Origin of the sequence: Xanthomonas sp. NCPPB 1638 (assembly GCF_041475635.2) — a bacterium.
GTDB classification, from domain to species: Bacteria; Pseudomonadota; Gammaproteobacteria; order Xanthomonadales; family Xanthomonadaceae; genus Xanthomonas; species Xanthomonas cucurbitae.
Genome location: NZ_CM192984.1, coordinates 3,301,859 through 3,323,371 on the forward strand (window position 1 = coordinate 3,301,859; position 21,513 = coordinate 3,323,371).

Sequence of the window (21,513 nt, forward strand, 5' to 3'; positions counted from 1 at the left end):
TATCTGCATGCTTTTTGTGCAGGAACACAAACGCTCGACCACATGCCCCGGCCAGTCCGGGGCATGTGCGTTTTAGGGAGCGGCTGCATGCGTCCCTGGCGGGCACCACCGTGGGCGTCGGTGGTGGCAACAGCGGCGAAGCAATGCAGCGCAGTTTGCGCAACGGCGTGCAGCAAGCGTGCAGATCGCCGCGTGAAACGCAGATTTCATAGCAGATATTACGCCCCATAACGTCCGGCGCAAAACGCCGCTATTCCGGGGGGCGTTCCAAAGAAGTGCGAACCACGCATCACTTTGGTGCACGATGACAACGTTGGCATCAGCATATTGTTGATGACGGTTGCATGCGCAACGTAACCAAAATTTGACATGCGGTTACGCGTGGTTAATGGTTGAGAACGCACCGCAGCTGCCGCAACGGACGCGGCCTGGGAGGGGGCCCACTGCGCTGCATCCGTTCCCCACTCGGAGTTTTCACCGCATGAATTGCAAGTCCAGTCCGCTCGCAGTCGCTGTCGTTGTTGCCTTGTCGTTTTCCGCTTCAACCGTAGTCGCGCAATCGCAGGCTCCCGCCCAGAAAACCCTCGACACGCTGATCGTCACCGGCACGCGCGTGGCCGATCGCACCGTGGCCGAATCGGCATCGCCGATCGACATCATTTCGCCACAGGCACTGGAATCGACCGGCACCACCGAGTTGGCCACCGCGCTGTCACGCGCAATCCCCTCGCTCAATTTTCCCCGTCCCGCCATCTCCGATGGCTCCGATGCGGTCCGCCCGGCGCAGCTGCGTGGCCTGTCGCCGGACCAGGTGCTGGTGCTGGTCAACGGCAAGCGCCGCCACAGCACCGCGCTCATCAACCTCAACGACACCCAGGGCCGCGGTTCTTCGCCGGCCGATCTCAACACCATTCCGATCGCCGCGGTGGAGCGCATCGAAGTGCTGCGCGACGGTGCCTCGGCGCAATACGGGTCGGACGCCATCGCCGGCGTCATCAACATCGTGCTCAAGGGCAGCGGCGAAGGCGGTAGCGTCAATGGCCGCTACGGCAAATACAGTGCCGGCGACGGCGAGCAGTACCAACTGTCCGGCGATGCCGGTTTCAGCTTCGCCGGCACCGGCAAGGTGCATCTGGCCGCGCAGGCCGGCCATTCGGACCAGACCAACCGCGCGGTGCCGTTCGGCGGCCGAGTGGAGCAGCGTTACGGCGATCCCGAGATCGACCAGGGCGCGGTGTCGTTCAACGGTCAATACAGCCCCACCGATTACCTCACCTTCTATTCGTTCGGCACGCTCAGCCGGCGCGAAGTGCTGTCCAACGGCTACTTCCGCTTTGCCGGCGACAACCGCAACCGCCCGGAAATCTATCCGGACGGCTTCCTGCCGCAGATCTACAACGTCAGCAAGGACGTGTCGTGGGTGGGCGGCTTGAAGACCTCCACCGACGGCGGCCTGAACATCGATCTGAGCTACAACTACGGCCAGAACAACCTCACCTTCGATGTACGCAACAGCTTGAACAACAGTTTGGGCCTAGCCAGCCCCACCAACTTCCATGCCGGCACGCTGGAAGTGACGCAAAACGTGCTCAATGCCGACTTCACCAAGACCCTGGACTGGGGCCTGGCCTATCCGGTGACGCTGGCCTTCGGTGCGGAATGGCGCGGCGAGAAGTTCAATCAATCACCGGGCGATGCGGCTTCCTCGGCCAACGGCGGCATTCCGTCGGCCAATGGCGCGTTGATCCCGGGCGCGCAGGTATTCCCAGGCTTCAAACGCTCCGATGCCGGCTACTACAACCGCAACAGTCACTCGGCGTATGTGGACCTGGAAGCGGACCTGACCGAAAAATTCTCCGCCGGTCTTGCCGGGCGCTACGAGAAGTACAGCGATTTCGGCGACACCGCGACCGGAAAGCTGTCGCTGCGGTATGCATTCAATCCCAAGGTGGCGCTGCGTGCCACGGTGTCCACCGGGTTCCGCGCGCCCTCGTTGCAGCAGCAGAATTTCCAATCGATCGCCACGCAGTTTCTCAATGTGGCCCAGCCCAACGGCACGGTGGCGGCGATTCCGTTCGAGATCGGCACCTTCCGCACCGATAACCCGGCGGCCATCGCGCTGGGCGCCGAACCACTCAGGGCCGAGGAATCCAACAACTACGGGCTGGGCGTGGTGCTGCAGCCGGTAGACAACCTGTACATCACCGTCGATGCCTACCGCATCGATATCGATGACCGCATCGTGCTGTCGGAGAACCTCACCTCCACCGCCGCACGCAATTATCTGCAGGCCAACGGGTTTCCCGGCATCGGTGGCGGGCGCTATTTCACCAACGCGGTGGACACCAAGACCCAGGGCGTGGATGCAGTGGGCAGCTATCGCTGGACCCTGGACAGCGGAAATGCCGAGCTGACCACCGGCTACAACTACAACAAGACCGAGATCGAACGCATCGCCGCCAACCCGGCCGCGCTGGAGGCGATCGACCCGGGTGCGGTCCGCATTGGCCGGGCGGAACTGGGTCGCATCACCGAAGGGACGCCGCGCGACAAGTTCTTCCTGGGCGGCACCTGGTCGCCGGGCAACTGGTCCTTCACCGGCACCGCCACGCGCTGGGGCGAGTTCAGCACCTTCGGCACCAATGCCGGCAGCGACCAGACCTACGCGGCCAAGTGGACGCTGGATCTGGCCGCGTCCTACAAGCTGGGCGCCTGGGCGTTCACCGTCGGCGGCGACAACGTGTTCAACGAATATCCGGATCGCCAGCAAGCCGGCCTGGGCACGCGCAACTATCTGCCCTACAGCAATGCCTCGCCGTTCGGCTTCAACGGCGCACTGGTGTACGCCAACGTGAACTACACATGGTGAATGCCGCGCGCCGGGCGGCAACGACCGGCGCATTGCTCGCGCGGCAATGCGGCTGACCACGCATTGCCGATTACCGCCGTTCCCGCACTGCACGCCCGGCTCCCGATGCGTGCAGGACGCGGGTACTACGGATTTCCCCTCCGCCGCCGCAGTACCGGCATTCCCTAGCCTGGCGGCTACGCCCACCCGCCCCTTTGAGCCTTGATCCCCATGCACACCTCCAACGCCCTCTCGCTGGCAATTTCGGCTGCACTGACGCTGTGCGCGTTTACTGCCGGCGCGCAGTCGCAAACCGCCGAACCGCAAAAAACCCTGGATACCCTGATCGTGACCGGCACGCGCGTGAGCGACCGCACCGTGGCCGAATCCGAATCGCCGATCGACATCATCACCGAGCAATCGCTGCAGGCCACCGGCGCCACCGACATCGCCACCGCGTTGGGCAAATTGCTGCCTTCGTTGAACTTCCCGCGCCCGGCCATTTCCGACGGTAACGATGCAGCGCGCCCGGCCACGCTGCGCGGGCTGTCGCCGGACGCGGTGCTGGTGCTGGTCGACGGCAAGCGCTACCACACCTCCTCGCTCATCAACTACAACCCCTACGTGGGCCGCGGCTCGGCGCCAGCCGATCTCAATTCACTGCCGATGTCGGCGATCGCACGCATCGAAGTGCTGCGCGACGGCGCCTCGGCGCAATACGGCTCCGATGCCATCGCCGGCGTGGTCAATATCGTGCTCAAGCATGGCGCCGATGCCGGCAGCAACAGCGTGTCGATCAACGGCGGCCTCATGGACAAGGGCGATGGTGCGCAGAATGGTATCGATGGCTCGATCGGCCTGCCGTTCGGCGGCGGCGGCGATGCCGCACCAGGCTGGGTGCGGCTGTCCTGGAACTACCAGAACACCATGGACACCAATCGCAGTGAAAACACCAACCGCGCCACCACCATCGCCGGTGCGGCCAATCCCGGCGGTGTGCCCTACCAACGCCATGGCGATCCGGATTCCACGTTCTATCAAGGCCTGGCCGCATTCGGCTACACCTTCTCGCCTAATCTCGAGCTGTACGGCCATCTGAGCATGAGCCGCCGCGAAGTGACCTCCAACGGCTACTACCGCGCCTATGACAACACCAGCCGCAATGTGCAGGCGGTGTATCCCAACGGCTTCCTGCCGCAGATCTACAATCCCGTCAACGACCGCTCGGCGGTGCTGGGATTGAAGGGCAGCACTGCCAGCGAATGGAATTGGGACCTGTCGGCCACCTATGGCAAGAACGACATGACCTTCAACATCCTCGACAGCATCAACACCAGCCTGTACTGGTCCACCGGCAACTCGCCACTGAACTTCAATGCCGGCGGGTTCGAGACCGAACAGGGCACGGTCAATCTGGACATCAACAAGTCCTTCGACTGGGGCCTGGCGTATCCGGTGAACGTAGCCTTCGGTGCCGAGCATCGCCAGGACCGCTACGCGATCACTGCTGGCTCGCCGGCCTCGTATTTCTTCGACCCCAACACCATCGACCCCTCCACCGGCACGCCTTACCCCGGCGGCGCGCAGGTGTTCTCTGGCCTGGAACCCTCGGTGGCCGGCAAATTCGGCCGCCACAGCAATGCGGTGTACGCCAATCTGGAAGCGGATCTGACCGACAAGCTCTCCGGCGGTATTGCCGGGCGCTTCGAGAACTACAGCGATGCCGGCTCCACCCGTGCGGGCAAGCTGTCGGCACGCTATGCCTTCACCGATACGTTCGCACTGCGCGCCACCGTCTCCAACGGCTTCCGCGCACCGTCGTTGGCGCAGCAGAACTACGCTTCGGTGGTCACCCTGCCGCAGGACGGCCAGTTGGTCCAGGTGGGCACCTACCGCACCTCCGATCCGGTTGCCCTGCAGCTGGGCGCCCGCCCGCTGAGCCCGGAAAAATCCACCAACTACGGGCTGGGCGGCGTGTGGCAACCCACCGCCAACTTCACCTCCAGCCTGGACGTCTACCAGATCCGCATCTGGGACCAGATTCTGTATTCGGACCAGCTGCAGCTGGCGCAGCCCATCGGCCAGGTGGCCGCGGTGCAGTTCTTCGTCAACGGCGCCACCAGCCGTACCCGCGGCGTGGACTGGATCAACAGCTACCAGGCTGAGCTGGGCAGCTACGGCAAGCTCAACCTGAGCGCCAGCGCCAACTACAACAAGACCACCATCCTGGAATTGTCCAACCCCAACTTCGGACGCGCCAGCCAGGGCCTGCTCACCCAATCGACGCCGCGCACCAAGTACATGGCCGCAGCGGATTGGTCGATCGGCGGGTTCGCGCTGAACGTCAATGCCACCCGCTACGGCGCGATCAAGCGCATCGGCGACCCGGCCGATGGCAGCCAGGATCAGACCTACGCTGCGCGTTGGCTGTTGAACCTTGCCGCCAACCAGACCTGGAATGCCTTCACCTTCACCGTCGGCGCAGACAACCTCACCAACCAGTACCCGACCAAGGCCCAGCTGACCACCGGCTACGACGACCGCGCCAGCGGCCTGCAATATTCGTCGCTCTCGCCGTTCGGCTTCAACGGGCGCTACTGGTACGGCCGGGTCACCTACCGGTTCTGATCCGCGACAGGCTGCGCCGGGCTGGGGTCCGGCGCAGCGCAGCTGCGTGGTCGCGCTGCGACGACCACGCGCGGCGCGGCGCATCCGCAGGGCGGGCATCGATATCCCGTTGCGCGACAAGGCAATGCCACCGTCCCGGTGCGGCGTCCACGCCGCCGCCGTGGCGCGCCGTTCCCGTGCCGGCAATCAGGCTGCATCCACCACGCAGCGTGGATGCACACCGACAGCCTGGGCAGCGACCCGCTGCAGAGGGAGCATGGGTGAGCGGTACCGACAACGGCTCGCATCACGTTAATCAAGCCGTGTGTACTATGACGGCCCGGCCACACCGGACCAGCGCCTGCGGTCCTGTTCCCTTCGCGCCGGACACCCGCCATCCGCACGCAATGCCCGCAGGCGATGCGCTGCGCAGCGATACTGGCCAGGGCCCGCCCCAGCTCTTTCTCCGGACTCCCTCACAACGGATTGGAATGCATCACGACACCAGCCTCATCGACATCATCGCCGTCGGCCTCGCGGTCGCTTTCGTGCTGGGCACGCTCGCACAGAAGGTGAAGCTCTCGCCACTGGTCGGCTACCTGCTGGCCGGCGTCTGCGTCGGGCCATTCACGCCCGGCTTCGTGGCCAACCAGGACATGGCCAACCAGCTGTCCGAGCTGGGCGTGATGCTGCTGATGTTCGGAGTGGGCCTGCATTTCTCGCTCGACGATCTGATGGAAGTGAAGTGGATCGCGGTACCCGGCGCGCTGGCGCAGATCGTGGTGGCCACCCTGCTCGGCTGGGCGCTGGCCTGGAGCATGGGCTGGCCGCTGATGCACGGGCTGGTGTTCGGCCTGGCGCTGTCGGTGGCCAGCACCGTGGTGCTGCTGCGCGCATTGGAAGAGCGCCGCTTGCTGGACACCCAGCGCGGCCGCATCGCGGTGGGCTGGTTGATCGTCGAAGACCTGGTGATGGTGATCGCGCTGGTGATGCTGCCAGCACTGGCCGAGGTGCTGGGAACCGGCGCGCCGGCCGCCACGCACGCAGGCCACTCTCCGTCGCTGCTGGCCGCGCTCGGCGTGACCGTGTTGAAACTGGTGGCCTTCGTCGCGGTGATGCTGGTGGTCGGGCGCCGGGTGATCCCGTGGTCGCTGGAAAAGGTCGCCGCCACCGGCTCACGCGAGCTGTTCACCCTGGCTGTGCTCGGCATCGCGCTGGGCGTGGCGTTCCTGTCGGCCACGCTGTTCGGCGTGTCGTTCGCGCTGGGTGCGTTCTTTGCCGGCATGCTGCTCAAGGAATCGGAACTGAGCCACAAGGCGGCCAACGATTCGTTGCCGCTACGCGACGCATTCGCCGTGCTGTTCTTCGTGTCGGTGGGCATGTTGTTCGACCCGATGATCCTGGTCGAACACCCCTGGCAGGTGCTGGCCACGTTCCTGACCGTGACGGTGGGCAAGTCGCTGGCGGCCTTCCTGATCGTGCGCGCATTCGGCCACCCCACCGGCACGGCGCTGACCATTTCCACCAGCCTGGCGCAGATCGGCGAGTTCTCTTTCATCCTGGCCGGCCTGGGCGTACAGCTGGCGATACTGCCCGAGACCGGGCGCGATTTGATCCTGGCCGGCGCGCTGCTGTCGATCGTGGCCAACCCGTTCCTGTTCTCGTGGCTGGACCGTTGGCAGGCCCGGCAGGCGCAGGATGCGCCGGCGGCGGTGGAACCCGAGCTGCCACCCGGCCCGCCGCTGCCCACCAGCGGCCATGCCATCGTGATCGGCTATGGCCGCGTCGGCAGCGCGCTGGCGCAGTTGCTGCGCGGGCGTGGTGTCCCGGTGCTGGTGATCGACGACAACGGCGAGCATGTGGCCAAGGCGCATGCCGCCGGCATTCCCGGTATCCGCGGCAGCGCGGCCGCCGACCGGGTGTTGGCCGAGGCCAGCCCCGAACACGCCAAGATCGCAATCCTGGCCATCCCGCAACCGCTGGAAGCCGGCGAAGCCCTGGCCAAGCTGCGCGCGATCAATCCGTCGCTGACCCTGCTGGCGCGCGCGCACAGCGATGCGGAGGTGAAGCATCTGCTCGACCACGGCGCCGACGGCGCGGTGCTGGCCGAACGCGAGCTGGCCTACTCGCTGGCCGAGATGGTGATGTCCACCCCGCCGTATCGGGCGTTGAACGTGCCGGCGTCGTGAGCCTGCGACTTACTCCCGATGGCACACGGTCCATCGCCAAACCAAAGGATGCGCATGGAGCACTATCACGGCGATGGAGCCTGTCTCCGTCCTGGCGCAGGCGGTTTGGCAAGGCCCCGAGAAGCCACAGGCAACGCAGTTGCTACCGCCAACATCAGCGTGGCTTGACAGGCCGATACTGACGCCTTTCACCGTAAGCGGCGCCTTTGGTTTCGACATTCGCGCATAGGCGGCCCTCGCACAGGGTCACGTCCGCCGCGTTGTAGGCGCGCAGCAACTCCGCACGCAACTGATTGTCGCGGATCTCCTGGCGGTACTGGCTCAACAACCATCCACCACCGCCCAGCAACAGCAGCAGACTTCCCAGGACAACCGCAGCGCCTTTCCACAGCAGCAGGCGCTGCCCGCGCTCGATCCGCTTGAGTTGATCGGACAGCGACTGCGCGCCTTCGCCGATCAAGCCACCGGCTTGCTGTAGCCGCTTCTCGAAGCCGGCGACAGGTTGATCCAACCCTTGCTGGATGCTTCGAATCAAGGTGTCGGGCACGCGCTGCAGCGTCTGCTCGGCCGAACGGGTGACCACGGTTGGCAGCGACTGGGCCACTTGCTCCAACTGCTGCGCAAGATGGCGTTGCAGTTGTTCCAATTCGGCGCATCGACGCTCGAACTGCTCCATCAAGGCAGCGGTCTTGCTGACCAGCTCCATCGGGTTCTGTGCATTCATTGTATGTCCGGCCTTCCTGGTGATGACGCCTACAGGCTGCGCGCGCCGACGCGCATGGTTTCCTGCTGTTGCAGCTCGGCCTGTTGCCGCTGCGCTTGCATCGCTTGCTGGACTGCCTGCTGTTCCTGCTGGTTCACCGTTTCGACGGCCTCGGCGCGCAATGCGCGGCCAGGTGGCTCATTGGCCAGCACCTGTGTCATCTGACGAAACTCATCACGGTCGCCGCTGCGTGCGGCGGCCAACATGCGGTCCAGAAACGCGCCCGGGTCGTCCTGCAATGCTGGCGGCCTGCCCTGTGTCGACGATGCCGCACGCACATCCTGTGTGTCCTGCTTGAGCGGCACTTGCCACGTTTGCGGCGCATGGCTGCGCTCGCGGTCCTGCTGGAATTGCTGCATCTGCTGCCCCCAGCTGGGCGCATCCATTTCACGACGCCCGGCCCCTGGCTCCAACGGGCCGCGCAGGTGATCGATCCCATCGTGGACAAGTCCAGGAATTCCGCGCGAGTACAGCGTCACGCCCGCCCGCAGCGTTTCCACGTCATCGCGATACTTCCCGATCATCGGCGCGTACTGCTGTGCAAGTTGCCGTGCTGCGGGGTCTTCCAACACGGACCGATCCGGCTTGCCATCCGCATCGACCGGGAGAAAGTTATGCATCAGGTGCGAATCGCCCAGTTTGGCTGCCGCAGACAACGGAAGGCGCGCATCCAGTACTTGAGTATCGTTGGCGTAATCGGCCCTCTTCAGCGTGGCGATCTCCTGCGGCGTAGCGTAGATCTCCACGCGCCCGTAATGCCGGCTGGCGGCGCTGACCACATCACCGGCCATGACGTGATTGATGACCTCGTTGCCGCCTTCGGGAATCCGACGATCCAGGCTGGTCGCTCCATAGGCGTTGAACGTCTGTCCTTTCAGTCCGAAATGGTGAGCGGTGACCTGGGTCAGGCCACCGCCGAGGGAATGCCCGGTCACAGTGACCTCGCGCCTCAGTCCATCACGTTTTTCTTGACGCTCCGCCAGCTCGATCGCCCGTTGCGTCAATTCGATCGCATCCGCGGCCTGGAGATTATGACGCGTCAAAACCATGCCGCCGTCAGCGTAAACCCCATCTTTTAAAAGCTCTCGATCAGGCTCGGTGCCGCGATGGGCAACAACTATTTCACCTGTATCCTTCCTTTGGTAAATGATGCCCTGATAACCAGATGGACGGTCCATATATGCTAACCGCTGATAAGGAACCCCACCAATATCGACAACTTGACTTCCTTCCCCAGTATTACGCGGCTCATCATAAACATCGCGAGCAAGCGCTGCATATTGCTGGCCAGTAAAATTCATGGCGATTCCTTTATCGAGCACAGGGTAACCTTGAAAAGTTCGTCGCGTAACTCTTCCTTAAACGCCTGAATGCTAGGAAGGCCTGTATCTGGATAGTCAGCTACATCTTCCTTAGGATATCCGCCAGCCCAAAAAAAAGTATCCACTGTTTTAGAAGCGAAAAAATCTTTCTTGTCCAGACTTGGCATAAAGTCCGTCTCACCCCTCTTGCCGGTCGCCTTGAGCGAAACACCTACACCACCAAAATCCCAACGACAAATCCCTTTCCCATAATAATCCGCATCCAACATCCCATCAGAATAAACAATCGCAACGTATGTATTGTCACCTACTCTTTGGAAATCCATTGGAATTCCGTCTTCCTTCGGCTTTGTCGACATCCCCAACGCAGGGTCGAACGGCGCACATTCATCGCGATTCGTCATGTCATAAAATGCCGTACCTGACACTGATCCAAACGGCCCCGGCGCATTCTCGATGGTCATGGTGATCCGATAGGCCTGCTTCGGGTGCGGGTTCTGCCGATAGATCGGATCGCCGTCGGCGTCGCGGGCCTGTACGCTTTGGGAGTGCATGGTGGTCTCCTTTGCTCCGCAAGCGCACAGCAATGCGGCCAGGGAGATGCATAGCAGTGCGGTGGAGGTGCGATACACGATTGATTTGACCAATAAATGCTTCATTTCCGAGCCTACGCCGTTTTCATAGCTGCCTCAACAGGATTCGCCAGGGACCGAATCCAGCCGGTCGCCATCGCCAACATGAACGCAATAGACAACGGATTGCAAGCATCAAGCACCTTCTTATCGTTGGTGTGATCAGCAAGCTTCAGCGTGGCGTTTTCCCGCGACGCAACATAGATCTCCACGCGCCCACAATTCCAGCTTGCAGCGCTGACCACATCACCGGCCATGACGTGATTGATGACCTCGTTGCCACCTTCGGGAATCCGACGATCCAGGCTGGTCGCTCCATAGGCGTTGAACGTCTGTCCTTTCAGTCCGAAATGGTGAGCGGTGAACTGGGTCAGGCCACCGCCGAGGGAATGCCCGGTGACAGTGACCTCGCGCTTCAGTCCATCACGTTTTTCTTGACGCTCCGCCAGCTCGATCGCCCGTTGTGTCAGCTCGATGGCATCGGCGGCCTGGGCATTGTGACGCGTCAGCACCATGCCGCCGTCAGCGTAAACCCCATCCTTTAAAAGCTCTCGATCAGGCTCGGTGCCGCGATGGGCGACGACTACCTCCTTAGTATCCACGTTCTGATAGACGACACCCTGATATCCCGAAGGGCGATTCATGTACTCGAGACGCTGATATCGACCCTCTCCAATTGAAACAACAGGACTCTTTAATCCAACCATATCAGGCCTATTATAAGAGTCATTTGCGAGCGCTGCATAATCTTTGTCAGTTAGAGTCACGGCACTTCCCTACTGGCAGACAAGGTCACCTTAAACAACTCTCCACGCAACTCATCCTTGAACTTAGCAGGGTCGCCTTCCCCAGTATCTGGAAAGTCTTCCAACTCGTCTCTTGGGTAGCCACCCTTCCAAAAATAAGTCGTCTTTTCGCCTAAACTAACAATCTGATCTTTTTCCAGGCTAGGCGAGAAGTTGGTTTCCTCTTTCTTACCACTCGCCTTTAAAGAAATTCCGACCCCGGTCAACTCCCAATGGCACACGCCCTTTCCATAATAATTGGCGTCAATCATGCCATCTGCAAAAATCGTGGCCACATAGGTCGTTGCATCGATTTTTTTGAAGACTGCAGGAACACTATCTTCTTTTTGCTTGGACCAGACCCCGGCTATCGGCTCAATCGGGGTGCACAGCGTATGATTAGTCATCTGATAAAAAGCCGCGCCATCCACGAAACCAAACGGCCCCGGCGCATCTTCGATGGTCATGGTGATCCGATAGGCCTGCATAGGCTGCGGATTCTTCCGATAGATCGGATCACCGTCGGCGTCATGGGCCTGTACGTCCTTGGATTGCATAGTGGTCTCCTTTGCCCCGCAAGCGCACAGCAATGCGGCCAGGGAGATGCATAGCAGTGCAGTGGAGGTGCGATACACGATTGATTTGGCCAATAAATGCTTCATCTCCGAGCCTACGCCGTTTTTATAGCCACCTCAACAAGATTCGCCAGGGACGGAATTCAGCCGATAGCCATCGCTCAGCATGAACGTGATGGACAACGGATTGCGAGCATCCAGCACCTTCTTATTGCTGGTGTGATTAGCACGCTTCAGCGTGGCGTTCTCCTGCGACGCAGCATAGATCTCCACGCGCCCGTGACTTCGGCTGGCGGCCCTGACTGCATCGCCGGCCATGACGTGATTGATTACGTCGCCGCCGCCCTCCGGGATCCGCCGATCCAGACTGACCGCGCCGTAGGCGTCGAAGGTCTGCCCCTTGAGCTTGAAGTGATGTGCAATCACTTGCGCCAAATTACCACCAAGCGAGTGGCCTGCAACCGTCACATCGGGTGTTGGCAAGCCGGTACTGACATGCTTCTGCTCTGCATATTCCAAGGCGCCCCGGGTAAATGCAATGTCGTCCGCTACCTGTGCATTGTGACGGGTTGCGACCATTCCACCGTCGGCCAGTGCGCCGTCCAGGATGGGCTGACGATCGAACTCGCTTCCTCGGTGGACAACCACCATTTCCCTGGTATCGACCCTTTCGTAAATCACGCCCTGGTAGCCTGACGGCCTGTCTACATAGTCCAGACGTCTGAAAGCAATACCACCGATATCTACGATAGGGCTTGTCGGCCCCACCTTATCTGGCTTTTGATATGCATCATACGCAAGCGCAGCGTATTCCTGACTGGTCAGGCTCATGGGGCCACCTTCTCCGCCTCGAGAGTTACAACAAACAGATTTCTTCGATTGGGCTCAGCGTAACTCTCGGCAGATGGCATGCCTGTATCTGGAAAGTCATCGACACCACTTCTCGGATAGCCGCCTTTCCAAAAGTAGGTTTTCTTTGAGGCCGACTGCAGGATCTGCTGTTTCTCCAAGCTAGGCGCAAAGTCAGTCTCCTCATGTCTTCCACTTGCTTTCAGCGACATGCCGACCCCTGTCAACTCCCAGTGACACACACCCTTTCCATAATAATCTGCATCAATCATGCCATCTGCAAAGATCGTCGCCACATAGGTCGTGGCATCGATTTTTTTGAAGACTGCAGGAACACTATTTTCTTTTTGCTTGGACCAGACCCCGGCAATCGGCTCTATCGGGGTGCAAAGCGTATGATTAGTCATCTGATAAAAAGCCGCGCCATCCACGAAACCAAACGGCCCCGGCGCATGCTCGATGGTCATGGTGATCCGATAGGCCTGCTTCGGATGCGGGTTCTTCCGATAGATCGGATCGCCGTCGGCGTCGCGGGCCTGTACGTCCTTGGATTGCATGGTGGTCTCCTTTGCTCCGCAAGCGCACAGCAATGCGGCCAGGGAGATGCATAGCAGTGCGGTGGAGGTGCGATACACGATTGACTTGGCCAATAAATGCTTGACATCCGAGCCTACGCCGTTTTTATAGCCACCTCAACAAGATTCGCAAGGGACGGAATTCAGCCGATAGCCATCGCTCAGCATGAACGTGATAGACAACGGATTGCGGGGGTGGATTCGCCCCCACTAAATTGGGGTGACAGTGCGAATCTCGCCACGACAAGGTTTTCTAATGGGCAAGCTTCCCATCTTTATCGCGAATTATGGAATCTGCGCCGTGAATTAAAAGCAATCATTCCATCTCAAATGATCGTGCGCGGAACAGAGGCGTGCGACCATCTTTGTCCGCTGCGCTTGGGTCTGTCCCACGGTCACACCCAGTGCTTTGGATGGAGCAAAGAAGGCAAGGTGACTCAAAAACAAAATCGAATAAAAGCGCGAGCGGATTTAACTTAGAGAAGGTGCGTCAGCTTGCCACTGACGCACCTTTTCAAAGCAAAAGATACAGACAGCCAAATACGACTATAACCAGCGATATCAGTAGATAACGCCAAGCATGGCGACTATTTGCTTGCCCGAAACAGCCTGAAATAACATCAGCGATTTGAGCAAGCAATTCAAACATTTTAAAGCCTAAATTCCTAGCGAGGCCGCTTCGATCGGGGTTCGCCAGTTAAGTGCCGCTGAATCAACGCACACTTTATAGCGTCGGTCTTTGTGCACGCCAGCTACATAAGTGACGATTTGAAGTGCGGTCTTGGCGACATAAGACCACCCAGGAATCCAACCTACCGGCTTCGGAACTAAACTATACGCCTCAGAACACTCCACAATCTCTTTGGTGACAGTCCCGAGAATATCGCCAACTGCCGCATTCATATCCCAACCATCCGCAAGTGACTGCCCCCAAATGGAGGCGGCGACCTTACGCATTTCGGCTTGTTCTGCTGCATTAGGATCTGCGGCGCTCGCTGGTACCAAATTGCGCGAGCCCGAGAAAGAGGACGTCGCTTTACCCTCAACTTCAAATTGAGGCGCGAAACGCTTGGCCCAGGCTTGAATTGCAATGTGGATTTTTCCATTGTCGGAGCTAAAATACCGAATGCGACCCCCAGTGGCTGTGTAATAGGCGGCATAAACTCGACCATCGGGGTAATAGACGAAAGCAGCTGCATCGGTCGCCGGCCTCCCCTTTTTCCATCCGTCGATCAAAATACCACCGTCTTTCAGCTGAGTGGGATTACCGACCTCGTCAAAGTTTTCCTTGAAAGTAGCATATTGACCATTGAGAACGGCCCTTAGGCCATTCTCAATCCCCGCAGTGGCAACCACTTCATCAAATGGCATTATTGCTTTTATCTTTGGTGATTGAGCCGACGCCTGAGATGAAATCACCAAAAACAACAACAAGAATCCCCTCAGCAGTTTCATTTCATTTATCTCCATACAAATGCATGACAATTTCCCCCTGCCCGGTCGTTGTAGACTAATATTGTTACAGACGCAAGCGCTGACGGCCTTTCCGTCAGTGGTGCCCTATACCATGCCCCAGGAGCTGAATACCGCAAAATGGCGTTGCTGAGGGCTATGGGCGCAGCCGGTAGGGATGGGGGGCTATCCTACGCCCGACATTGATTGGAACGCTCTTGGCTCATCCGCACCATCGTAAGAACTCAAGCGTTCCAGTGCAATCCGAAGCGTGATCCCACACAACTGCTGTGCAACTTGGCGCGTTTCCGCAAAGGACTTGAGCCGGTCCACGTGGTTGCCGTGGAGGATTTGAGAGCGGCCCTTTTCGTAGATGTTATCAACCCATTTTTTCAATGTCCTTGGCTCGGGCCACTTCGTGACAACTGCGTCGCTGTCCAAGTCCAGAAGACAGGGTGGATTCGCCCGCGAAGTGCAACAGTCCTATAACGTAGCGGGCCAGGTGTCGTAGCCTGAGCCCCTACACGACCAAGTGGAGTTGCACATGCGCTATCGACACCTGACCCAGGACGAACGGTACCAGATTGCCTGGGGGTGTGATCTCTCTGTCTCCAATGCGGACATCGCCCGTCAGCTCGGCCGTCATGCCAGTACGATTGGCCGCGAGCGCGCGCGCAATCGTAATGCCAGTAGTGGAACGTACCGTGCCCAGCAGGCGCACCGCACCGCCCGCCAGCGTCGCAGTCAAGGCAGTAGCCACGCGCAGATGGACGGGCCGATGCAGGCTGCATTGCTGGCCGGGCTGGCCGAAAAATGTAGCCCTGCGCAGATCCACGGCCGTGCGCGTTTGCTGGGTCAACCGATGGTAGGGGTGGCCAGTGTGTATCGCTATCTCAAGCGTCACCGGTTACGGCATTTGCTACGCCTGCCAACACGGCGGCGTCCTTATGGGCGTGGCCGTGCCAAGCGATTTGAAGAGCGCAAATCCATTCACCAACGCCCCGCGCATGTGGCCTCACGTGCGCAGTTAGGCCATTGGGAATTGGATACGGTCCGCCCATCGCGCGGCACTGGCGTGCTGGTGACGCATGTCGAACGCAGCAGTGGCTATGTGCGTCTGGGCTGGAGTCCTGACGGCACCGCCGATGCTGTTGCCGAGGTCATTTGCGCGCGCCTATGGCGTGTGCGCGATAAGGTGCTGACGCTGACCTGCGATCGCGGTAGCGAGTTCGCCCAGGATGCCCGCATCGAGGACCGGCTATCGACCAAGGTGTACTTTGCCGACCCACATGCCCCTTGGCAACGCGGCTGCAATGAGAATCTCAACGGACTGCTCCGGCAGTATTTTCCGCGCAGTCGTGACTTCAGCACCATCACGGCGCAAGAGCTGCAGCAGGTTGAACATTCACTCAACAACCGACCCAGAAAACGATTGAGCTATCTCACTCCAGCCGAGGTCTTTTTCAACTACGATACCCTTGCACTTCGTGAGTGAACCCCCCCCCTCTCCGCATTGAGAGTTATACGAAATAAGTTACTCCGATTCGGCTCTGCGTATTTCTCAGCAAGTTCCTCACCGAAGTCGACGTAACCTTCAAACTTACTTTTTGGATAACCTCCCAACCAAAAAAAAGTTGTTTTTTGACTGGACTCATCAAAATATTTCTGGCTCATCGCGGATTCGTGTGGGTGCCTTGAGGCCCCTGAATCTGCGTTGAGCCTTGGAAACAGGCCCTTTCCACCGTCCCAGAAGGTGGTACATCCTGTGCTGACTTCTTGACGCGGTGTTCTGCATGAAAACGGGCCGTCGGCTGAGTGAGTTGTTTTCCTTCCCTGGCTTCGCGGCGGAGTCCACGCTCAAGGGCGTGTTCGGCGCCCCGAAGGCGCGGATCGTGACCTTGCGGCGCCGAAAAAAACGGCCGTGTGTTCCAACTGTGGCCATCGGTGTCGCAGCCGCTACGACAAGCGCCTGTGCCGCGCCCGCGACTTGCGGGCGGCCGGCTGGATGCTGTTCGTGGAGTTCGAGCGCTGGCGGGTCGATTGCCCGGGGTGCGGCGGCGTGCACGTAGAGCGGCTGGACTGGCTGGCCAAGAATCCGCGCTACACCGAGCGATTCGCCCTGCATGTGGGCAATCTGTGCCGGAGCATGACGCACAAGGCCGTGGCTGAGCTGGAGCGCCTGCACGACAGCACGGTCAAGGAGCTGTCCAAGCTGTACATGGCCGAGCAGGTGCGCCGGGCGGGGACGCCGGCGCCGCGCGCCATCGGCATCGACGAGATCGCGATCCACAAGGGCCATGACTACCGCGTTGTGGTCAGCGATCTGGAGCGCGGCCGACCGATCTGGTTCGGCGGCAGTGGGCGCACCGAGGCGGACATCGACCAGTTCTTCGCCGAATTGGGCCCAAAACGTAGCGCCGGCATCGACGTGGCGGTGATGGACATGTGGCGGCCGTTTCGCAACTCGGTGGGCAAGAACGCGCCCAACGCCAGCATCGTGTTCGACAAATTCCACATCATGCGCCACCTGTCCGACGCGCTCGATCAGGTGCGGCGCGACGAGTACAAGCGCCTTCAAGGCCAGGATCGCAGTTACATCAAGGGCCAGCGTTACACCCTGCTGAGCAATCGCGAAAACCTTACCCTGGACGGTCGAAAGGCGCTCGCCAAGTTGCTGGCGGCCAACAAACGTCTGAACACGGCGTACCTGCTGAAAGAGTCCTTCGGGCAGCTGTGGAGCTACCGCACCGAGCGAGGTGCACGGGAGTTCTTCGAGCGCTGGAAGCAGAGTCTGCGCTGGCAGCGGCTTGTGCCCTACCAGACGTTCGTGGGGATGATCGAGCGGCACTGGGACGGCATCGCGGCGTACTGCAGGCCGGAGAACAAGGTCAGCCTCGGCCTGGTGGAAGGGCTCAACAACAAGATCCGGGTCATCCAGCGCAGCGCCTACGGCTATCGCGACGAGGAGTTCCTGAGGCTCAAGATCATCGCCAGCTTCCTGCCCGCGCTACCCGAAAATGCTCGATTGCACCCACAGTGATCCGCGAAGACCCATATTTCTTTTCTAGACTAGGCGCAAAAGCTGTCTCCGCACTACTACCTGTCGCCTTTAAGGAAACGCCAATACCTCCAAATTCCCAGTTGCAGATTCCCTTGCCATAGTAGTCAGCATCGACCATGCCATCCGTATAAACCATCGCCATGTAAGCCGTATCGTCGACCCTATGAAAAGTAACAGGTATTGCATCTTCCTTCGGCTTTGTCGACATCCCCAACGCAGGGTCGAACGGCGCACATTCATCGCGATTCGTCATGTCATAAAATGCCGTACCTGACACTGACCCAAACGGCCCCGGCGCATCCTCGATGGTCATGGTGATCCGATAGGCCTGCTTCGGATGCGGGTTCTTCCGATAGATCGGATCGCCGTCAGCATCGCGGGCGTGCACGTCCTCGGATTGCGCGGTGGTCTCCTTTGCCCTGCAAGCGCACAGCAATGCGGCCAGGGAGATGCATAGCAGCGTGGCTGAAGTGCGATACATGGTGTAAGTGGCCGATAACGCCTTGTTTCCGCTAGGCTACGTCCTTGCCTGGGCAGCAACAACACTTCTATTGGCGCAAGGCCAGTGCTGCTGATCCAATCGAGTACGGGCGGCAAGACGCCAACGGTGCGGGATGACTTTCCGCATATTCGGGCCCGGGCGAGCAGGTCCAACTCCCCTGGTTACTCAAAAAGACCATAAACACACTTGATAATCATTCCCATCAAGAGCAGGATGGGCGCCCATTACCCTGGCGGCCTCTTCCATGACATTTGCGGTTGGCGTCCTCAATGCATTGCCCAGCGTGCAGCTGTGCGAACTGCTGGGACGCATCGGCTATGGTTTCGTGGTGCTCGACCTGGAGCATGTGCTGCGGGCGCCCGATGAACTCGAACACGCCGTTCGCGCCTGCGAGCTGTCCGGTTGCGAGGCCTGGGTGCGGGTGCCGGAGGTGGACGAAAAATTGATCGGACGCGTGCTGGATGCCGGCGCGTGCGGCATCGTGGTGCCACGCGCCGAATCGGCCGAGCAGGTAGCGCAGGCCGTCGCCGCCGCGCGCTTTCCGCCGCTGGGCCGGCGTGGCATCACTGGCGGCCGTGTCACCGGCTTCGGCAATGTCGATTTGCCGACCTATATCGCCCAGGCCAATCGCGATATCCGCATCGTGCCGATGATCGAAAGCGCAGCCGGCATTGCCGCGCTGGCGCAGATCCTGGCCGTGCCGGGCGTGGCGCTGGTGATGGAGGGCGCGTTGGATCTGGCGCTGGACCTTGGCCTGGGCCCGCAGCCCACGCATGCGCAGGTGTGGGAATTACTGCTGCAACTGCATGCGCAGTGCCGCGCGGCCGATGTGCCGTTCTGCCCCAATCCCCGCACCGATGCGCAACGCGCGCATTGGCTGCAGCAGCCGGAGCTGCGCTGGCTGCTCGCCGGCGAAGACCGCGCCCTGATCCAACGCGCACTGCGCGGCCATCTGGCCACCTTCGACACACCCACTTCCCTACCCGCCTGCAGGAGCACGCCGTAGATGCCCACCTTCCGTTTCCAAGCGCTGAGCCTGGCCATTCTGGCGGCCAGCCTGAGCCTGCCATTGCAGTTGCTGGCCGCCGATACACAGGCGACCGACACCGCCGAAGGCCAGACCCCCATCCGTGCGCTGGACGCCATCCAGGTGCAAGGCAGCCTGCTCGGCCGCTCCAAGCCCGATGATGTGCAGCGCTACGCCGGTAGCCGCCAGGTGATCGACCGCGCGCAATTGCGCAATGGCGGCAATCGTTCGCTGGACGATGCGCTGCAACGCGTGCCCGGCATCAAGATCTTCGACGAAACCGGCACCGGCGCGCTCCCGCAACTCATGTTGCGCGGCCTGTACGAAAGCCGCAGCGGCCGCGTGCAGGTGCTGGAAGACGGCATTCCGCTGGCATTGGCACCGTACGGGCAAACCAGCCTGTCGCTGTTTCCGGTGGAGCTGAACCAGATCGACCGCATCGATATCGTGCGCGGCGGCGCGGCGGTGCAGTACGGGCCGAACAATGTCGGCGGGGTGATCAACCTGGTCAGCAAGGAGATCCCCAGCGAATGGAGCACCACGCTGGCGCACAAGGTTACCGCCGGCGGCCAGGGCCAGTTCCTGCAGGACAGCGCACTCAGCAGCGGCGGCTATCTGACCGATAACTTCGGCATGCAGGTCGATGCCAACCGCACCTGGGGCGAGTACTGGCGCGCGCACAGCGATACCGACATCAGCAACCTGCGCGTGCGCGCGGAGTGGTGGCTGGACGACACCAAGTTGTTGAAGGCCAGCGTGCAGCGCTATCTGGTGGACATGGATCTGGCCGGCGCGCTCAGCCCGGCCGACTACCGGCGCGATCCGCGCCAGTCCACCCGCCCGCTGGACAGCTTCAATGGCCGCACCACGCGCGCGTCGCTGAGCTACGAACAGCTGCTGGGCGATTGGGGCCCGCTGCAGGACCTGCGGTTGGAGTGGACCAACTTCAGCGCGCGCAGCAGCCGCAACTTCGTCGTCGGCATGCGCCAGGCCGCTACCGAAACCTGGCGCTCGGACCTGCCGCCGCAACTGCGCCAGACCGCGCCGCGCGACTTTCGCGTGGTTGGCAGCGAGCCGCGACTGACGTGGAACATGGGCACTGACGGCGGCGTGCGCCAGCAATGGACCGCCGGCGTACGCGCGGTGCGTGAGGACATCGATTTCCTGGTCGGCAACCTGCGCCTGCGTGATGGCCTGTTCACCACCGTGCGCGACTGGCAGTTCGAAGACCGCGCACTGGCGGCCTATGTCAGCAATGCCATCACCCTGCCGGACGAGCGCCTGACCATCACTCCCGGGCTGCGCTACGAGCGCCTGGATTCGCGCTACTTCAACCGCGCCACCGGCGTGCGCACGCTCAACCAGACCCGCGACGTGCTGCCGGGCCTGACGCTGGGCTTCCAGGCCAATGACCAGTGGTTCTTCTATGCCGACGGGCAGCGTTCGATGCGTGCGCCGCAGGTCACCCAGATCATCTTCGGCAACAACCTGGACGCCGAGCTGGCGTGGAATTACGAAGCCGGCACGCGCTACCAGCCCAACGACCGCACCCGCATCCAGGTCGGCGCCTACCTGATCGACTTCGATCAGCAGATCCAGCTGGACAACACCACCCGCGTGTTCCGCAACCTGGGCAAGACCCGCCACCAGGGCGGCGAGGTGGAACTGCAATGGAGCCCGGAGAACCTGCGCGCGCTCACCCTCAACGCCGGCTATGCGTATCTGGATGCCAGCCAGGAATCGGGTGCGTTCCGTGGCTTCCGCGTGCCCTTCACCTCGCGTAACCAGATCACCCTGGGCGGCAATTACGCGCTTGGTCACACCACGGTCGCGTTGTCGGGCTATTACTTCAGCAAGGCCTTCAGCGATGCTGCCAATACCGTGCAGGAGAATGCCATCGTCTCGGTCGGCCAGCTGCCGGCCTACATGGTCTGGAACACGCAGCTGAGCCACGCGCTGTTCGAACGCGATGGACAGAAATTCAGCGCATCGTTGGCGATCAACAACCTGTTCGACCGGCAGTACTGGTTCCGTGGCGTGGACACCAGCCCGTGGGGCCGCCAGGCCGCACCGGCCCGCACGTTCACCGCTGGCCTGGAGTACACGTTTTAGCAGACAACAAGCCAACGGCGGTGCCGTGGGTCGAACTGTCGATGGATGGCGCCGCCATGCCGATCTGATTCACGCCTGCTGAGCCGCTTGAGAAATCACGCTGCAGATCCAATGCAGATGCAATACACGACCGATGGACAGGGGCATCGGTCGCGCCTGATGGCGACGGCGATCGGTCTGCGATCGCCCTGGAAACAGACCGCGTGCACGCAGC

14 protein-coding genes and 4 pseudogenes are annotated in these 21,513 nt (G+C 61.0%); 8 read left to right on the top strand and 10 right to left on the bottom strand.

The features are described 5' to 3' along the window. Positions 1–481: 481 nt before the first annotated feature. The 3 genes from ACCQ13_RS14215 (at position 482) to ybaL (ending at position 7,644) form a co-directional block, all read left to right on the top strand. A complete protein-coding gene (locus ACCQ13_RS14215) occupies positions 482–2,869 on the top strand; it encodes a TonB-dependent receptor plug domain-containing protein (RefSeq protein WP_104603121.1) in 2,388 nt (795 codons plus the stop codon). A gap of 210 nt (positions 2,870–3,079) precedes the next feature. Continuing rightward, complete coding sequence (locus ACCQ13_RS14220) at positions 3,080–5,476, top strand: TonB-dependent receptor plug domain-containing protein (RefSeq protein ID WP_104603120.1); 2,397 nt, start codon at positions 3,080–3,082, stop codon at positions 5,474–5,476. Between the two features lie 470 nt (positions 5,477–5,946). Further along, a complete protein-coding gene (ybaL, locus tag ACCQ13_RS14225; RefSeq protein ID WP_159407378.1) occupies positions 5,947–7,644 on the top strand; it encodes a YbaL family putative K(+) efflux transporter in 1,698 nt (565 codons plus the stop codon). Positions 7,645–7,798: 154 nt separating this feature from the next. Here ybaL and ACCQ13_RS14230 read toward each other — a convergent pair whose 3' ends face one another. The 7 genes and pseudogenes from ACCQ13_RS14230 to ACCQ13_RS14260 form a co-directional block, all read right to left on the bottom strand. Then, positions 7,799–8,368, bottom strand: a complete 570-nt coding sequence (locus ACCQ13_RS14230; protein WP_159407379.1) for a relaxation protein — start codon at positions 8,366–8,368, stop codon at positions 7,799–7,801. 29 nt (positions 8,369–8,397) lie between these two features. Further along, on the bottom strand, positions 8,398–9,708 hold the full coding sequence (locus tag ACCQ13_RS14235; RefSeq protein ID WP_159407380.1) for a Tle-like phospholipase domain-containing protein: 1,311 nt from the start codon (positions 9,706–9,708) through the stop codon (positions 8,398–8,400). Then, on the bottom strand, positions 9,705–10,283 hold the full coding sequence (locus ACCQ13_RS14240) for a hypothetical protein (RefSeq protein ID WP_159408000.1): 579 nt from the start codon (positions 10,281–10,283) through the stop codon (positions 9,705–9,707). The genes ACCQ13_RS14235 and ACCQ13_RS14240 overlap by 4 nt, the downstream gene beginning before the upstream one ends. A gap of 197 nt (positions 10,284–10,480) precedes the next feature. Beyond that, a pseudogene (locus ACCQ13_RS14245) lies at positions 10,481–11,128 on the bottom strand (Tle-like phospholipase domain-containing protein); the annotation flags it as partial. Beyond that, entirely contained in the window at positions 11,125–11,703 is a 579-nt protein-coding gene (locus ACCQ13_RS14250) for a hypothetical protein (protein WP_223214336.1), read from the bottom strand. The pseudogene ACCQ13_RS14245 and the gene ACCQ13_RS14250, both read right to left, overlap by 4 nt. A gap of 156 nt (positions 11,704–11,859) precedes the next feature. Next, positions 11,860–12,552: pseudogene (locus tag ACCQ13_RS14255) on the bottom strand (DUF6792 domain-containing protein); the annotation flags it as partial. Continuing rightward, a complete protein-coding gene (locus ACCQ13_RS14260) occupies positions 12,549–13,127 on the bottom strand; it encodes a hypothetical protein (protein ID WP_274391964.1) in 579 nt (192 codons plus the stop codon). The gene ACCQ13_RS14260 and the pseudogene ACCQ13_RS14255, both read right to left, overlap by 4 nt. A gap of 213 nt (positions 13,128–13,340) precedes the next feature. On the opposite strand from ACCQ13_RS14260, the gene ACCQ13_RS14265 reads away from it, so the two are divergent. Beyond that, on the top strand, positions 13,341–13,625 hold the full coding sequence (locus ACCQ13_RS14265; protein WP_159407383.1) for a hypothetical protein: 285 nt from the start codon (positions 13,341–13,343) through the stop codon (positions 13,623–13,625). 177 nt (positions 13,626–13,802) lie between these two features. Here ACCQ13_RS14265 and ACCQ13_RS14270 read toward each other — a convergent pair whose 3' ends face one another. Further along, the gene (locus ACCQ13_RS14270; RefSeq protein WP_223214338.1) at positions 13,803–14,600 is read right to left on the bottom strand and encodes a hypothetical protein; all 798 of its coding nucleotides are present in this window, start codon (positions 14,598–14,600) and stop codon (positions 13,803–13,805) included. Between the two features lie 541 nt (positions 14,601–15,141). Between ACCQ13_RS14270 and ACCQ13_RS14275 the strand changes: the two genes are divergently transcribed. Further along, positions 15,142–16,092: an IS30 family transposase gene (locus tag ACCQ13_RS14275; protein ID WP_159407000.1), complete on the top strand. Its 951-nt coding sequence runs from the start codon at positions 15,142–15,144 to the stop codon at positions 16,090–16,092. Here ACCQ13_RS14275 and ACCQ13_RS14280 read toward each other — a convergent pair. Then, positions 16,065–16,265 (bottom strand): annotated as a pseudogene (locus ACCQ13_RS14280) (hypothetical protein); the annotation flags it as partial. The gene ACCQ13_RS14275 and the pseudogene ACCQ13_RS14280 overlap by 28 nt on opposite strands. Before the next feature lie 253 nt (positions 16,266–16,518). Here ACCQ13_RS14280 and ACCQ13_RS14285 point away from each other — a divergent pair. Continuing rightward, positions 16,519–17,637: an ISL3 family transposase gene (locus tag ACCQ13_RS14285; RefSeq protein WP_159406496.1), complete on the top strand. Its 1,119-nt coding sequence runs from the start codon at positions 16,519–16,521 to the stop codon at positions 17,635–17,637. 13 nt (positions 17,638–17,650) lie between these two features. On the opposite strand, the pseudogene ACCQ13_RS14290 reads toward ACCQ13_RS14285, so the two are convergent. After that, positions 17,651–18,046, bottom strand: a pseudogene (locus tag ACCQ13_RS14290) (hypothetical protein); the annotation flags it as partial. Positions 18,047–18,404: 358 nt separating this feature from the next. Here ACCQ13_RS14290 and ACCQ13_RS14295 point away from each other — a divergent pair. Further along, positions 18,405–19,166 (top strand): HpcH/HpaI aldolase family protein, encoded by a 762-nt coding sequence (locus ACCQ13_RS14295; RefSeq protein ID WP_159407385.1) that lies wholly within the window; start codon positions 18,405–18,407, stop codon positions 19,164–19,166. After that, entirely contained in the window at positions 19,167–21,299 is a 2,133-nt protein-coding gene (locus ACCQ13_RS14300; protein ID WP_159407386.1) for a TonB-dependent receptor family protein, read from the top strand. Positions 21,300–21,513: the final 214 nt, after the last annotated feature.

Excerpts from the sequence above, each read along its gene's own strand:
- ACCQ13_RS14215 (WP_104603121.1), top strand. The coding sequence starts at position 482 with ATGAATTGCAAGTCCAGTCCGCTCGCAGTCGCTGTCGTTGTTGCCTTG.
- ACCQ13_RS14250 (WP_223214336.1), bottom strand. The coding sequence starts at position 11,703 with ATGCAATCCAAGGACGTACAGGCCCATGACGCCGACGGTGATCCGATC.
- ACCQ13_RS14230 (WP_159407379.1), bottom strand. The coding sequence starts at position 8,368 with ATGAATGCACAGAACCCGATGGAGCTGGTCAGCAAGACCGCTGCCTTG.
- ACCQ13_RS14300 (WP_159407386.1), top strand. The coding sequence starts at position 19,167 with ATGCCCACCTTCCGTTTCCAAGCGCTGAGCCTGGCCATTCTGGCGGCC.
- ACCQ13_RS14260 (WP_274391964.1), bottom strand. The coding sequence starts at position 13,127 with ATGCAATCCAAGGACGTACAGGCCCGCGACGCCGACGGCGATCCGATC.
- ACCQ13_RS14240 (WP_159408000.1), bottom strand. The coding sequence starts at position 10,283 with ATGCACTCCCAAAGCGTACAGGCCCGCGACGCCGACGGCGATCCGATC.
- ACCQ13_RS14295 (WP_159407385.1), top strand. The coding sequence starts at position 18,405 with ATGACATTTGCGGTTGGCGTCCTCAATGCATTGCCCAGCGTGCAGCTG.
- ACCQ13_RS14220 (WP_104603120.1), top strand. The coding sequence starts at position 3,080 with ATGCACACCTCCAACGCCCTCTCGCTGGCAATTTCGGCTGCACTGACG.
- ACCQ13_RS14275 (WP_159407000.1), top strand. The coding sequence starts at position 15,142 with ATGCGCTATCGACACCTGACCCAGGACGAACGGTACCAGATTGCCTGG.
- ACCQ13_RS14270 (WP_223214338.1), bottom strand. The coding sequence starts at position 14,600 with ATGAAACTGCTGAGGGGATTCTTGTTGTTGTTTTTGGTGATTTCATCT.
- ACCQ13_RS14235 (WP_159407380.1), bottom strand. The coding sequence starts at position 9,708 with ATGAATTTTACTGGCCAGCAATATGCAGCGCTTGCTCGCGATGTTTAT.
- ybaL (WP_159407378.1), top strand. The coding sequence starts at position 5,947 with ATGCATCACGACACCAGCCTCATCGACATCATCGCCGTCGGCCTCGCG.